Annotated in this window: 13 protein-coding genes; 7 read left to right on the top strand and 6 right to left on the bottom strand. The window is 64.4% G+C overall.

What is annotated here, in order from left to right; translation table 11 throughout:
- Positions 1-39: 39 nt before the first annotated feature.
- Positions 40-357 carry a hypothetical protein gene (locus tag ACCQ12_RS03035; RefSeq protein WP_047693302.1) on the bottom strand — a complete coding sequence of 106 codons (318 nt, stop codon included), beginning with the start codon at positions 355-357 and terminating at the stop codon, positions 40-42.
- Between the two features lie 458 nt (positions 358-815).
- On the opposite strand from ACCQ12_RS03035, the gene ACCQ12_RS03030 reads away from it, so the two are divergent.
- From ACCQ12_RS03030 to ACCQ12_RS03005, 6 genes are all read left to right on the top strand, one after another.
- Positions 816-2,150 (top strand): alpha/beta hydrolase, encoded by a 1,335-nt coding sequence (locus ACCQ12_RS03030; protein WP_372382911.1) that lies wholly within the window; start codon positions 816-818, stop codon positions 2,148-2,150.
- Between the two features lie 285 nt (positions 2,151-2,435).
- The gene (locus ACCQ12_RS03025) at positions 2,436-3,065 is read left to right on the top strand and encodes a GntR family transcriptional regulator (protein WP_372382910.1); all 630 of its coding nucleotides are present in this window, start codon (positions 2,436-2,438) and stop codon (positions 3,063-3,065) included.
- A 310-nt stretch (positions 3,066-3,375) separates the two neighbouring features.
- Positions 3,376-3,516 (top strand): benenodin family lasso peptide, encoded by a 141-nt coding sequence (locus tag ACCQ12_RS03020; protein WP_166743756.1) that lies wholly within the window; start codon positions 3,376-3,378, stop codon positions 3,514-3,516.
- Positions 3,517-3,566: 50 nt separating this feature from the next.
- Positions 3,567-3,716 (top strand): benenodin family lasso peptide, encoded by a 150-nt coding sequence (locus ACCQ12_RS03015; RefSeq protein ID WP_372382909.1) that lies wholly within the window; start codon positions 3,567-3,569, stop codon positions 3,714-3,716.
- A 107-nt stretch (positions 3,717-3,823) separates the two neighbouring features.
- Positions 3,824-4,501 carry a lasso peptide biosynthesis B2 protein gene (locus tag ACCQ12_RS03010; RefSeq protein WP_372382908.1) on the top strand — a complete coding sequence of 226 codons (678 nt, stop codon included), beginning with the start codon at positions 3,824-3,826 and terminating at the stop codon, positions 4,499-4,501.
- On the top strand, positions 4,501-6,249 hold the full coding sequence (locus ACCQ12_RS03005) for a lasso peptide isopeptide bond-forming cyclase (protein ID WP_372382907.1): 1,749 nt from the start codon (positions 4,501-4,503) through the stop codon (positions 6,247-6,249). Before ACCQ12_RS03010 ends, ACCQ12_RS03005 begins: the two co-directional genes overlap by 1 nt.
- Here ACCQ12_RS03005 and ACCQ12_RS03000 read toward each other — a convergent pair.
- The 4 genes from ACCQ12_RS03000 to ACCQ12_RS02985 all read right to left on the bottom strand — a co-directional run bounded on the left by ACCQ12_RS03000 (position 6,240) and on the right by ACCQ12_RS02985 (position 12,546).
- A complete protein-coding gene (locus tag ACCQ12_RS03000; protein ID WP_372382906.1) occupies positions 6,240-8,387 on the bottom strand; it encodes an Atxe2 family lasso peptide isopeptidase in 2,148 nt (715 codons plus the stop codon). The genes ACCQ12_RS03005 and ACCQ12_RS03000 overlap by 10 nt on opposite strands.
- A gap of 68 nt (positions 8,388-8,455) precedes the next feature.
- Positions 8,456-10,903: a TonB-dependent receptor plug domain-containing protein gene (locus ACCQ12_RS02995; protein WP_372382905.1), complete on the bottom strand. Its 2,448-nt coding sequence runs from the start codon at positions 10,901-10,903 to the stop codon at positions 8,456-8,458.
- A 654-nt stretch (positions 10,904-11,557) separates the two neighbouring features.
- Positions 11,558-11,881 carry a DUF4880 domain-containing protein gene (locus tag ACCQ12_RS02990; protein ID WP_372382904.1) on the bottom strand — a complete coding sequence of 108 codons (324 nt, stop codon included), beginning with the start codon at positions 11,879-11,881 and terminating at the stop codon, positions 11,558-11,560.
- 92 nt (positions 11,882-11,973) lie between these two features.
- On the bottom strand, positions 11,974-12,546 hold the full coding sequence (locus ACCQ12_RS02985; protein WP_228335314.1) for an RNA polymerase sigma factor: 573 nt from the start codon (positions 12,544-12,546) through the stop codon (positions 11,974-11,976).
- Between the two features lie 611 nt (positions 12,547-13,157).
- Here ACCQ12_RS02985 and ACCQ12_RS02980 point away from each other — a divergent pair.
- Positions 13,158-13,982 (top strand): hypothetical protein, encoded by an 825-nt coding sequence (locus ACCQ12_RS02980; RefSeq protein WP_372382903.1) that lies wholly within the window; start codon positions 13,158-13,160, stop codon positions 13,980-13,982.
- Positions 13,983-14,064: 82 nt separating this feature from the next.
- Here the strand turns inward: ACCQ12_RS02980 and ACCQ12_RS02975 are convergent, their stop codons facing one another.
- A complete protein-coding gene (locus ACCQ12_RS02975) occupies positions 14,065-14,931 on the bottom strand; it encodes a DUF6973 domain-containing protein (RefSeq protein WP_372382902.1) in 867 nt (288 codons plus the stop codon).

The raw sequence follows: 14,931 nt of genomic DNA, 5'->3' as shown, positions 1-14,931 counted from the left end.
GACCGCCCGCCCTCGCACATCACCCCGCACCCGCCAGGCTCAGCGGCGTCGAGGCGGCGCGTCCTTGTTGGCCTGCGCGCGTGCAAGCACATTGGCCGCTGCGATGACGTCATTGAGTTCCTGACGAAACTCATCCACATGCGCGGGCGGCACCATCCCCTCAAAGCTGCCACGGTCGAACACCGGCCTGGCCTCCATGAAAAACCCGTCGCGGCCTTGCACCACGAACTGGAAGCACGCCTGCCACCGCGGGTCGGGATGGGCAGACAACTCGACGGTGATCTTGCTGCCGGCGCGCCCCGTGTCGCCGGGCGCGACAGTCACGGTTCGCGCTGTGATCTGGTTACCACTATTCATGCGCGCAATGATCGGAAATGGCGAGTCGAGACGCCGTGAGCCGGCGGGTTCGTCCCGGAATCGAGGCATAGAAATTTTCTATTGGATTGGCGCCCACCTTCACACCAACATCACGCTGTCGGACACGAGGCCATGTGCCGCTCATCTTGTGGGATGCGGAGCACATCCAGAGCCGGCATGCCAACAGCAACTGTTTGTGTGCGAGGGGAAGCATGCAGCTGATCAGAACGCATCAACGTGCCATCCATGCGGCACTTGTCACCGGCTACGTCACGCTGCTGAGTGGCGCCTGCTGGGTTTTCACGCACCTGCACTAGGTCGGCGCGTCTCGGCACATTGCCACGCTGCGATGCCGTACGGCGTTCGGGCAGGCTGATTTTCAGACGCCTGCCGTGCTGGTTGCCCTATCCGGCGATAGGGCGACTGTGCCAGTGCACGCCTGCAAGACTGCTCGTGCCTTGGGGCATGAAACGGGCACTCATCCGTCAACGCACGCGGCTCGCGTCGCCGCGCTGCGCGCGCAGCAGATGGTTCGCAGCGAAATCGCACAACGCCAGCAGCGACGACACACCCTGGTCAATCAGCGTCCAGGCCAGCGCACCCGCGCAGGGAAGGGCGGACCGTTGCCCCTGCTCCAACTGCTTCGGCGTCGCCATGCGGCCAGGCGAGCTCAATTGTTGCAATCACGTGCACAACGGTCGTGTTCCCTTGCCACACCATTGATCAGATCGGCGCTAGCGTCGCACCACTCCTCAGAAGACGCGCAAATGACCGACAACGGCAAACCCAATCCCATCATCGACACCCTCGCAAACATCATCGGCACCCTGCGCGCCGATGACGACATGCACCAGGTCGCACTGGCGCACGATGCGCTGGAACCCAAGGCCATCGAAAAATTGACGCCACAGGAAGCACGGCAGCAGCCCACCATCGCCGATGCGGTCAACAAGGTGTTGCAGGACCAGGGCAAGACCACCGACCCGGAAGTCCTGATGCCCGGCGTCAAACGCACGGCTCACACGCTGGAGACGCCAGCAGGCAATCTCCCGGCGCTGATCTATACCCCCAACGGCGGCACGCAACTGCCGGTGATCGTCTATTTCCATGGTGGCGGCTGGGTGATTGCCAACGCGCAGGTGTATGACGGCGGCGCACGCGGGCTGGCCAAGGAAACCGGCACCATCGTCGTCTCGGTCGATTATCGCCAAGCGCCGGAACACAAATTCCCCGCCGCCTGGGACGACGCACTCGCCGCGTACGAATGGGTGCTGGCCAACGCGGCAAGCATCGGCGGCAATCCGCAGCGCGTTGCCCTTGCAGGCGAAAGCGCAGGCGGCAACCTGGCCATCGCCACCGCCGTGGCCGCGCGTGACAAGGGCCTGCAGGCACCCACGCACATCCTGGCGGTGTACCCGGTCGGGCAAACCGGCAGCCTGCACACAGAGTCCTATATCGAAAACGCCATCGCCAAACCCTTGAACAAAGCCATGATCGAATGGTTTGTCGGCCACCTGATCCGCAGCGATGCCGACAAGGCGGACACGCGCCTGGATCTGGTCAACGCCAACCTGCGCGGCCTGGCACCGGTGACGCTCATCAACGCCACCATCGACCCGCTGCGCAGCGACGGCGCCAAGCTGGAGGACGCCCTCAAGGAGGCCAATGTACCGGTCGAGCGCGAGGTCTACACCGGCGTGACGCACGAGTTCTTCGGTTGTGCAGCCGTCGTCGCCAAGGCGAAGGCCGCGCAGGAGTATGCGGGCAAGCGGCTGCGTGAGTCGTTTCGCTAAGCTAGCCACGGCGTTTGGCACGCCGGTCGTGCCACGCGACAGCAGGAAGAGATAATGTTCAAACGAGGGCCGCCCTGGCAAACCAGGCGGCCCTCCTTTTTGGTCTCAGTTTGGACGTTATAAAAACTCTTACTGGCGGGGCAGGGTATTGGCTCGCAGCCTGACTCGTACGCGGCACGATGTGACAAGCCCGGGACCAAAAGGACTACTCCGGCAACTCCCTACCCTGCCTTTGCATGTACGATCCAGCCAGGGGAGGAGTCGCGGTCAGACAAGGAGTTCGTCATGAGTGAAATCCACTCCAAACGTGCAGTTGCATATGCGCACGTCAGGCGCGCACTGCAATCCGGCAGGTATCCGCCCGGCCAGCGCATCGACCCGGGAAAGCTCGCTGCCGAATTCAACACCAGTCCCACCCCGGTACGCTTTGCCTTGTATCGCCTGGTCGGCGAAGGGCTGGTGGACGACCACGCGCGCTACGGCCTGCAGGTCCCGCTGCTCACTGAAGTGGCCCTGCGTGACCTCTATGACTGGATGGAACGCCTGTTGCTGATGGCGTGCGATATCGCCAGTCTGCAGCCTTCCCGCACCCCTGCCGGCATCATGCAGGAAGACGACCGCGCCGATCTGGTGAAGCGAACCTGGAAGCTGTTCGACGCGATCGCGCGCAGCACTGCACACTGGTCGCTGCACCACGCAGTAAGACAGGCCAATGACCGGCTGGCCCCGATCCGTCGCGCCAAACACGGCATGCTCGATGCTGTCGACGCTGAGATAGCGGATCTCGAACAGCACTGGCAACGGCGCGACTTCATTGCGTTGCAGATCGCGCTGCGGTCGTACCACACACGACGCAAGCAGGAAGTGCCACGTATCGTCGCCGCATTGAACGAGCAAAGCCGTAACGCGCGATAGTCGTCCATCCAGCGCGAACCAGCATCGTCTCATCGCGCCGGCTGCCGACCGCATCGGGGGCCAGGTTTCCAAGCAGAAGAGCGCGACCTTGCAATGGCAGCATCGCAACGGGCCCTGTACGCCGTCTTCCCATTACAGGGCTGCTTGGCCGAGCGATACGCCACGACCAGGACAGCGCAGCCTTCCTTGAAACTGATCACAGACCGGATTTAATTACCGGCGTGCAACGCGATAATCATTTGAGAATCAAAAACATCGCTTCCTATCCTGCACATGTCATGGAGCCCCATGACACAACCAGGAGACAGCGATGAACACATACGACAACACGCACACCGATGTATCCGACGACATCACCGTCCTTGGCGTTGCCAGCACGGATACCAAAGGTGGTCCACTCGCTGGCGAAGAAATCGGCGGTTTCAACGTCCCCGGCATTTCCGAGGCATGAACCTTGAGGCGTGCCTGAGCGCACGCCTCTCCCATCCAGGAGCAGACATGATGAATATCACCAGCAATGACGCACCGCGCACCACGGCGTTGGAGCAGGAACTCATCGTGCTCGGTGTAGCAAGCATCGACACGCGCGGCGGACCACTGTCCGGGGAAGAGATGGGTGGCACCGCCACGTTGGGCATCAGCCAGGACTAAGCGCTGCCGAGACACGGTAGGTCGCGGTTGATCGGATGCATTTCAAACCAACGGCAAGGTCACGGGCGCACCCACACGGTGCGCCCTTTTCTCAGCAGGACAACCCCATGCCCCACTACGCATTGCGCGACGATCTCTCGTTCTGCCGCGTCGGCGAGCAGCTTGTCTTCCTCGATGTTGGCACGGATCGCTATTTCCGTTTGCCTGCCGCATTGCAACGCGCCCTGCTTGCCTACCTGGAGCAGCCCTGCTCATCGTCGGATGCGGAGATCGGCGGCCTTGTCGCACGCGGCCTGCTTGTCGAGCGATCGACCACAGCAAGTCACTCACGGCCAGTCATCACACCCGTTGCGCGCAGTGCCATGGAGACCGCCACCGCCATGCACCGGCCACGCCTCCTCGACACGATCGAAGTGCTGGCGACTGTGCTGGCCACGCGGTTGGCGTTGCAGCGCTATCCGCTCAGACGTGTGCTCGCCAGCCTCGCTGCCGGAGCACCCGGGCAACGCAAGCACGGCCAATCCACCCTCGCGCTTGAGCAACGCCTTGCCAATGCAACACGCAGGTATCTGCGCGCACGCCTGTGGGTGCCGGTCGAGATGCGCTGCCTGCTTGACTCGCTTGCCTTGGCGAAGTTCCTGCGAAGGCGCCAGCTCGATGCGCAGATCGTCTTCGGCGTGGCACTCAACCCATTTTCGGCACATTGCTGGGTGCAGACCGGCGACCTTGTCCTGAACGACACGGTTGGCAATGTCCATGCCCACACACCCATCCGGGTGGTGTGATGTATCGCTATCTGCTGGTGCTCGGCCCCGCGCATATGCACGGCAATGGGCGCAACGACATCGATGAGGCACTGCGCCAGATCGGGCTGTTTCCGCGGCTGCACAGTGGGCGCATGACCCTATATGCATCGAACGATACTCCCGTACTCGACATCTGCGGTGGCGGCGCACTGATTGGCCACGTCTTTTCGCGGCACGACAATAGCCCCCTGGCAGACGTTACATGGCTGCACGCCTTGCCCACGGCGCAGCGCATGCGGCAGCTCATCCAGACCCAGTGGGGCGAGTATCTGATGCTGCAGGCAGCCCACCAGGGTACCGGCGCGCAGACCGACGCCGACAACGTCACTGTGATGCGTGACCCGTCCGGTGGCGTGGCCTGCGTGTATGCGCTGCAGGCCGGCTTCATCACCTCGGATATTTCCATCGCCACCCATGTCGGCCTGTATACGCGGCAGATCGACTGGGAGTACATCGCCCATACCCTGCGTTACCCGCATCTCAAGACCGGCCGCACCGGTCTTGTCGGCGTGCGCGAACTACTGCCGGGCAGTCAGCTGCGCATCCACTCTGGACAGGGCAGCGTGGACCAGCTCTGGAACCCCTGGGATTTCGTCGCGCCCCCGCACCGGCAGCATGACTTGCGTGACGCGCAGGCCCAGGTGCGTCAGGCGGTCGCGTCCACCGTCGCGCGTTGGGCCCAGACCGATGCGTCTGTGCTGCTGGAGCTCTCCGGCGGATTGGATTCTTCCATCATTGCCGCGTGCCTGAAGCCCGCAACAGCACGCGTCGCGTGCTGCAACCTGGTGACGCCGGTGCCTGGCGCCGACGAGCGCCACTACGCCCGGCAGATGGCCGATCTTCTGGGCACCGAGCTGGTCGTGCGCACACTCGGTTTCGATGCTGCGCCCATCGACTTCGCGCCGCCGGCACATGCGGTCGCCCCCAGCACCTGGTTTCTCCAGCATGCCTCCAACGCACTCAAGGAATCGGTTGCCCGGCAGCTCGCAATCAGCAGTTTCTTTTCCGGCGGCGGTGGCGATACGGTGTTCTGCTACACCAGAACCGCCGCGCCAGCGGTGGATGCCTTCCGGGAGCGAGGCGTACGTGCCGGCATCACCGCCATCCATGCGCTGGCCGAACTGCATCAATGCACGCTCTGGAAGGCAGCCAGGCTGACGATGAAGAAACACTTCGCCAAGCCCGGCCCGCCACGCAGGGCCGAGCGCGCGTTCTTGCCTGCCTCGCAGCCGGACATGCCGCTGGAGTTCCACCCCTGGTTCAATGCGCCAGCGCATGGCCTCCCCGGCGACCGCGAACGCATCTTCGACCTGGCAGGCACCCAGGTCTTCCGGGACGGACTAGCGCGCAGTGCGTCATGGCACCTGCGCATGCCGCTGTTGTCGCAACCGGTGGTGGAGGCCTGCCTGGCAGTGCCGAGCTGGATGTGGATCAGTGGCGGCCGCAATCGCGCCGTGGCGCGTGACGCCTTCGCAGAGCAGCTGCCCGCTCAGATCCTGTACCGTCGCAGCAAGGGCACCTTCATGAACTACTCCGGCGCGGTCTATCGTCAGAGCCGGCACCAGATTCGCGATTACCTGCTACATGGCCGGCTCCAAGATCAAGGGCTTCTGGATGCGGATGCGCTACGTCGCCATTTCGATGCAGTGCCGGCCGATGGCGACGACAGCTTCATGCGCTTGTTCGACCTCTGCGCCGTCGAGAACTGGGTCCGCCATCAGGGCTGACGCCGCGCCCCGGCACCGTCACGCATGCGCGACGACGCGCCAGTCGCATCGCGGCCCCGGCCGCGATCGGCAGCCGGCGCTGCCTTCATTGCACGCCAGCGCGCGTACTGCGCGGCCTTTTCCGGCGCATCGTCCTGATAGCCCTGCAACCAGAAACGAAACCAGTCTACATTGCGTGCATACACCGCCAACTTGTGCCGGGGCTGAAACTTCTGGTGTGGCTCGTTCGGAAACACATAGAGTTCGGCACGCTGCGCACGTAGCAGCGGAATCACATAATCCAGTGCGTACAGGTACTCCTGCTCGGAATGCTGGAACAGGATGGGCGCGCGAATCCGCTCCAGCTTGAACGCCGGCGACAGTGCCTTCCAACGCTCCGGCGTCTGCTCCGGTGCTCCCAGCCCCCACATCTCGCGTAGTCCCTTGAGAAAGGGCTCACCCTTCATGCTGCCGAACAGGTAGTAAGACGGCGACACCACCGGGTTGGCCACCGATGCCGCGGCCAACAGGTTCGATTCGGTCGCCGTCCACAGGGTCACCGCACCGCCAAAACTCAGCCCGCCCATGCCCACGCGTGTGCGATCGATGTCGGCGTGCGACGACAGCAAGTCCACCGCACTTTCCACCGCCGCCAATCCCTGGCCGTGCCGCTCCACCGCATCCATGGTGTAACCGGGCAACTGGTTGATGCACAGCGCCGCGATTCCTAGTTGCGCAAACGCCGCCAATGGCCACTCGTCGCCCACGCCACCGCGGACGAAGCCCGGGCAACTGTAGTAGGTAACGAACAATGGCACCTGGCCGTCGGTGTGGCCGCGTGCCGCAAAGAACTGCCCGCTGTAGTGTCGCCCGCGCCTGTCGGTCCACTGCAACAGACGCGCGGGCGTCGCGTTTGCCATGTCCACCGCCAACGCCGCATTGGGGTCGAACAGGACGGCGCGCGTGCCGCCGTCCAGCGCGATGCGTTCCAGCCGTGGCGGGCGATCGGCGTCGGCCGTCACGCAGACCAGTGCCGTAGCCGATGCGCCGCAGGGTGCCGATGGATCGCGCCCGCCATTGACCAACCCACCGCCCTGCACCACCAGTCGCACCTGCCCACTGGCCGGGTCCCAGCGGTGGATGGATTGCGCCAGACCCAAGGCGGGATTGGTGATGGTGAAGAGCACCTCCGTGCTCCCGGGGCGCCACTGCATGCCACTGATCGCCTTGCCCACGCAGGCTGCCGCCACGCAATGCACTGCCTTGCGTGCGCCAGCACCCGGCACTACCGACAGCACCACGTCCGGCCGGGATAGCTGCCCACTGCCGTCGCCCACACGCGACAACACCGCTTCCGCACCGCCTCGTGGCGCGCGCGCAGATTTCCACACATCGCCGACCAGGCCGCGCAGCTTGCTGACGTCTGGTTCCGCCTCGGGTCGCTGCGCATCGGCGAGCACATGTGTAGTGCCAGTCGTCAAATCCAGCGCGATCCAACGTGTCGGCACTCCCGCCGATAGCCCGGCACGGTCGAACCACACCGAGCCGAAACGCTGCGTGGCCAGGCGCCCGTCGACAATGCCCGAACGGAACAGGCCTTGCCCGAGCGGCACCGTCTCGTCGATCAGGATGCCCTGCGCATACTCGTCCTGCTCGGCCGACAGCACCTGCTCGCGCGTCGCACCGATGCGGTAACGCAGAACGCGCCCGTCCGCATCCAGCGCGAACTCCTGCACATCGGCCGCATCGTGCGTCACCGGCGCAGCGCCGGAACCGTCTGCCGCCGCACGCCACACCGCAATCACGCCATCGATCAACGCGCGGTAGTAGAGCCAACGCCCGTCGGCCGACCACGTCACCGGCGCCGGCAACGACACGCCGGCCGAATCGCGCAACGGCACGCCGCCATCGGCAACCCGCCTGGGCGCGGCATCCTGCAGGCCCTGCACGTACCAGACGCTGTCGTAGGTATTGCGCTGCACCGATGCCTGCTCCGTGCGGAAGGCCACACTGCGGCCATCCGGCGACAGCGTGGGGCTGCCGATATCCACCACCTCCAGCAATCGCTGCGGCGATACCGTTTGCGCGTGGCACACGCACGCACCTGCCGCCATCAGCACGCCTGCAAGCAGCAGGCGCCATGGTTTGTGATTCCTCACACACACACTCCTCTCAGCAACGCTCAAGGACCATCGCCATTACGTCGGCTGCAGCGGCAGCCGACGCATCACCAGTGCTTGGACACCGACACGCTCACGAAGCGACCAATCGGCGAATAGTTGGTGGAGTCGTACGGCGCCACGTACAGCGGCGAGGTCACCCGATACAGCGGCGGATCGCGATCGAAGGCGTTGTCCACCGACACCCCGAATTCCAGCCCGGCCCATGCATCGCGGCGTGCACCGGTGGCGTAGCGCAATGCCATATCGAAGGTGGTGAACGATGCCGACTCCACCCCATCGGCGCGGTTGCGCACCCCGCCGCGGTAGTTGCCGAACAGCGAGGCAGTGAGCCCGCCCTGTTTCCACACCGCGCCCACGCGGCTGCTCAGCTTGGGCGGGTTGAACAGCGTGCCGGACAGATCGAACTCCGGTTGCGCGGGCAATGTCTGCTGCGTGCTGTCCAGCCAGCTCGCCGCCCCGCGCAAGGTCAGCGTGCCGCGCGCCAACGCCACCTGGTAGCTCCCGCTCAGGTCCAGACCCTCGATGTCCTGCCGCGCCACGTTGGCGTATTGCGTGTAGATGATTGCCGCCACCCGGCTCGGGTCGTAGGCGACGCCGGCAAAGTTGGAGAACCGGCTGGCGAGCGCGATCACATCGGCCTGCGCCTGCGGCGTCGGCGTGCGGTCCACGAAGGGCGCGTAGATCGGATTGCGCAAGGCCTGGCTGGCATTGGCGATCGGCTGCAGCACGCGGTTGCTGTAGTCCACCCCGAACCAGGTCAGCTCCGCCTCCAGGCCATCCAGCGCCTCGGGGTGCCAGGCCAGCGAGACCGAGCGGGTGATGGCGCGCTCCGGCTGCAGATCCTGGTTGCCGCCATCGGCCACCAGCACCGTCGTCCCGGCGGGAAAGCCCACCCCACCGAACGCGCCCGGCTGGAACAGCCATGCCTCCTGCGCATAGTTGCGCTCGAACAGCGTCGGCGCCTTGAACGACTTGCCCCACGAGGCCTTGAGCGTCACATCGCTGCCAGGCGCATACAGCACACCGAACTTGGGCGTTGTCACCCCGCCGAAGCTGCTGTAGTCCTCCCCGCGCACCGCCGCGGTCAGCGTCAGTCGCTGCACACCGGGCACGCCCTGCGCCGGGTCCACCACTGGCAGGCTCACCTCCGCATAGGCAAAGCGCGCGCTTTCGCTGCCGTCGATCGTCTCCGCGCCGTTGACGTGGTTGATGTTGCGGAACGTGTTGCTGCGATACCCCACCCCGGCGGCAAGGCGCGCATCGCCTGCCGGCAGCGCGAATAGCGGCCCCTCGGCGCCCAGCTCGTAGCTGCGGCTGTCGTTGCAGTAGCACAGGTCGGTCACACTGACCGCACCGCTGGCCAGCGCGGTTTCGCGCCGGTATTGATCGTGCTTGCTGTTGCCGTCGGTGGCGCCCAATGTCAGCGTCCAGTCGTTGGGCAACCACACCGCAAGGCTCGGCGACAGCAGCAGGCTGGTGGTTGTCGGCGTGACCCGGCTGTTGCGGCCACTGACAGCATAAAAATGCAGTTGGTCGCGTTCAGTGCGTAACGCATCCAGGCGCAGCTCGGCGTTGTCGCCCAGCGCCTGGTAGGCACTCAGCAGCCCGCTGCGCAGGTCACTGCCCGGATACAGCGTGGAGGGGTCCACCAGTTGTGTGGTGTAACTGCGCTGACGGCTGTAGATGGGGTCTGCCGAGACGTCCTGGTAGGTTGCGATCACGCCACCGCTGCGCCACGTGGTGCCGGCCGTAACGCTGTATTGCCGCGAGGTGAGCCCACCCTGCGTCGCCCGCCCGAAGCGCGTACCGACGTTTACTCCGTCGTAGTCCCGCTTGAGGATTACATTGCCCACGCCACCGACTGCATCCGACCCATAGATTGCCGACGCACCGTCGGCCACGATCTCCAGCCGCTCCACGGCCTCCACCGGGATCGCACTGAGATCCACCGCCTGGGTGAATCCTCCATAGGCAAGCCGGCGCCCATTGAGCAGGGTAAGCGTGGCATCGGCACCCAGCCCGCGCAGGTTGAGGCTCGCGCCACCGGTCATGTTCTGGTTCGCATTGCCGGCCCCGGCCAGATTGCCGCTCAACACCCCCGGGTTCTGCCCACCGGAGAAGTTCTGCGGCACGCTGCGGATCACCTCGCCAAGATCGCTGAAATCCTCTTCCTGGATCCGCGCCGCGCTGATCGCGATTACCGGCGACGGCACGGTACCGCCCTTGATGCGCGTGCCGGTGACCTCGATGGACTCCAACTCGGTCGCGGCGGTTTGCGCCGGCGGTACCGCTGTAGTCGCAGGCTCCGGCGAGCCGGGCCTGGGCGGCGCGTCTGCGTTCGTTGCCACGGCCGCCGGCGTTTTCTGCGCTGCTGCCTCAGGTCCCGTCGCCACCTCCGCCATCGCCGCCTGTGCCCCCACCACACCTGCCGCCCCGCTCGCCATGGCGAACAGGGCGATGGAAATGGCGTTGCGTAACGTACGTGTCTTCATGCTGCGTCCTTTGACTTGCCTGGGTTGGCCCGCCGACCGCCCGCCCGGTCGGCCCGGAGCGCATTGCCAGCTGAGCAAGATCGGTCCTGCACCTGACTGCTGAAACACGCACACCGCAACGCGGAAGCAGTGATCAGTACCGCTAACTGTTTGATTCACGAGCAATCATCGCCCACGCAAATTGGCTCGGTACCCAGCCGGGCCCGACACGTCATCGCTGTGTGCGCTCTTGCTCTTCCCCTACCACCTGCTCTGCGTCCGGCGCGCTATACCCGCATCGCCATCACCAGCGCACGCGCTGCCATGGCTACCTTCGCAGGCGCATCAGCGCATTGCGCATGGCTTGCACCACTGGTGCTGCACATGCTGCGCGGCCATGCCTTGCGACACGCTATGGGTATGCGGCGGCGGCCGCGATACAAGCCACACCCCAATCTGCGGTATAGGCCCCAATCCCACACCGCTCCCCCGCTACTGCCCGTCGTGCTTGCATGTGCATCCTTCGCGTCCTGGGCGCGGCACCATCGCCATTGCGTCCCCCGACAACAAGTGATGCTTCGTCAGCGCAATGCCCTACCAACAAACGCAGATGCATCGTCGCAGCTGCACATCGCACACTCAAAGGTCTGCACAACACGCAGCAGGGAGTGCGTGCTAGCGCATCAACGCGTGACGCAACGCGTAGCCGATCGCGGCAATCAACATCGCTGCCAGCAACACCCAGGGCCAGCGACGCCTCTGCTTGGACGGCGGCGTCAGCAACTCCAGATCGCGTGCAGTGGCGGCCTGCAACTCGGCATCACCCAGTACCGCCGATGCATGCGCGTCCACGTCGAGCAACTGCTGGTAGGCCGCACGGTGCCGCGGGTCGGCAGCCAGCCAGGCCTCGCGCACGGCGCGCTCGGCAGCGCTCTCGCCGCTGCTTCGAACGAGATAGGCGGCCGCCTGCGCGTGGATACGCTCGGACTGTGCACGCATGGCTGGTGACTCCCGGCGGGCCGTTTCCCTGCGCCCTTGCGCACGATGCTACCAGCATCCTTTGGCGGCACCAGGCCAGCCTTGCAGGCTGGTCACTGCGGCACTTCCCCCACGGCCGCACGACAGGCCAGCAGCGCACGGCTGATGTGCTTCTCCACCATCTTGGTGGAAATGCCCATCTTGGCGGCAATCTGCGGATAGGTGAGTCCGTCGAACCGACTCAGCTTGAACGCAAGCCGGCACTTCGGCGGCAGCTCGAGCAAGGTGCGCTTGAGCAGCACATCGAGCGTCTGGCGCGCCTCGGCAATCTCGTCCACGCCGGCCTCGTCGGCCCTGATCGGCGCCACCTGATCCAGCGACACATGCTGCGCCGCCAGCCGCCGGTGACGCTGCCGCCGCAACTCGATTACCAGATTGTGCGCAATGCGGTACATCAACAGCCGGCGGTCGCCGATGTGGGGCGCATCGCGGTACACCATCATCCGCGAGAAGGTCTCCTGCGCCAGGTCGGCCGCAGTCTCGGCATCGCGCGTACGGCGGCGCAGGTACACCAGCAGCTCGGCCTGCAGCGCAGCCAGTGCCTGGTCGAACTCCGCACGCAGACGGTCCCTTTCCTCAAGCGACAACTGGCCGCGCGCCGCAGGCGGCCCATCACGCGAGCTCATCGTGATCGCCGCGCCTTCGGCCGAGTGCCGCTGCCCACCAACTTCCCCACGCATCTTGCGACACGACGCACCAACGCAACGCGCGCGCAAGGGTCGTGCAAGTGGATCTGAACATGAGCGATTGCAGCCAAAGATGGGACAGTGGTGAGTAAGACCCGCAGCCCTGACCGCAGCCGCACCTATCTAACCATGATGGCAAGCAACGCTAACCCCCTACGTGCCGCGCGTTGGTCAGCCTTGGTCGAGATCACACGCCACTCAACGCTTGCTCGCTGCAAGTGCAGTGGTGCCCATAGCGTTGCATTATTGGCCCGCATTCCCGTGGGCTCCATGCAAACAGCAAGACCGTGCGCTGTTGCAGTTGCAGTTGCAGACAGCAGAAACACTGCTTGCTACCAAGTGGGTGCTTCGCCATTGCACGTGGCCGAGGGCAAATGCATTCGCGTAGCGCCGTCAGTGCACACATCCGCCCTGCGCACGCGATACGAACAGGGCAGACTATCAATTGCGGTTTTGCCAATCGATCAGGCAACGCTCATCCAGATTCAAAGACTGCATAGACCGATGCAACCAACGCACCCACGCTCATAAGCCACCGGAAGCCGAACGCAATGGACTACGTCATGTGTGTCACCTGGACAATTGCAGTGTTGGCCGGCAACCTTCTTGCCGCCGCACCAGCTTCCGCACAGTCGCCCACCGACGAGCCTGGCACGACCTCGATAATGGCGGCTCTCGACGCGCCCGTGGTTGCAGAGCCCGCGGAGGCCAAGACGCTTGAGCCAGGTGAATACATCACAGAGGCGGGGTGGGGCCAGTTGCTTTTGACAAAAGAAGATGGAGTGCTCCGATTCTCCCTGGAAAGCACCACGGGTCAATCCATGTGCTTACTCGAGGGCACCATCCGCGGCACCCAAGGCAGCGCAGAAGTTGAGACTGGCGCTACAGGCTGCAAGGTCCAGTTCTCCAAAACCGCTGAAGGCGTCGACGTGACAACGCCCACCACGGCGGAGTGCAAGGCCATGTGCGGCTATAACGGCAGTTTCGAAGCACCCTACCTTCGTGCCAAGAGCGGCTGCGACCGCGCCGCCATTGCACGTACGCGCGCGGCGTTTCAGCAGCGCTACGACCGCAAGGACTATGAAGAAGCGCTCTCTGTATTGTCTCCCGTCCTGACGCAGTGCGGGCAGACACTGGAATGGGACGAAAAGGGAGATATGCGCAATGATCTTGCACTCACCCAGTACAAGACTGCCCAGTACGCGAAATGCCTGGAAACGTTGCAGGACTACGCTGAGGATGCAGCGCTACCAGACGATGCGGTGACGGACCGCTGGCCGCCGGTCCTTGCGGATCGCTATCTCGCAATCGTCCGCGCAGCTAGAACCAATATTGGGTTGTGCAAAAAGGGACTGGCCAGGCAAAAGAAGGGTTAGTCGCGGCCAACAGGCTCGAACACGAGAGACATCGGATAGCACAAGAAAATCTACAGCCGTCCACTAGGCACCCGCGGGCCGGCTAACGCCCAGGCGCAGGCGCATGTTGTGCAGCCTGTGACTGCCCTTGGTCGTAGGCGTGGACGGCATTCTGCTGGTCGGCCATGTAGAGGCTCTGGCGCATATCGGGTGCCGGCGTCGTTGCGTCCACCTGCACACGAAATCCTGGCGTCTTCCCAGCCACAAAGATGTGGTCATCACGCAGGACGGCACCGGCGAGCTGGTCAACCCGTTCCACACCGGCCTGCTTTGCGGCAATCATCACCTCGGCGACTTTGGTATCGGAAACTGATGCCGGCAGCTGCCCACGCAGGGTGTTGAAATACGCACGATCCGGATGCGTGTCCGGGAACCTGTCATGCGCCTGTTCCTGCAAGCGCGACACATCCTTGTTGATCCGGTCAACATCGCTGCTGGTCACAAGGTCCCGTTCTGGATCTCCCTGGGGGCGCGCCAGGCGTGGATCGTCAGGAAACAACTGCCTGAGTCGTGGATCGCTCAAACCCGTCGCCAGATCACCGTGACGCAGCGCGTCGTATGCCTGACGCGCAAGCGCATCCTGCCCGGAGGTCTGATCACCGAGCCGGCGGCCGGCTTCGTTGTTCCACAAGTCCATCCGGTGTTCGTAAGGGTCGTTTGGATGGGCCGGCCCAATCTCGGCCTCATCTCCGAACTTACGTGCAATCCACTGCTGCCCTAACGCGAGCTGGGTGACACGGCCGCTGGTATACGCATGCCGGAAGGCATCGAGCTGATCATTGTGCCCCTGCGACTGGAACGTGCCATCGGGACGCTTTGCCAAGGTGATGCCGCTCAGCTGTTCGTAGTGCCGATACGCTTCCTGCTCGATCTCACGCTTGGCGCCCTTCGGATCGGTGATATCGACCAT

The organism is Xanthomonas sp. NCPPB 1068 (assembly GCF_041479385.2).
Taxonomy (GTDB): Bacteria; Pseudomonadota; Gammaproteobacteria; order Xanthomonadales; family Xanthomonadaceae; genus Xanthomonas; species Xanthomonas cannabis.
This window is presented reverse-complemented; position numbering and strand designations above follow the sequence as displayed.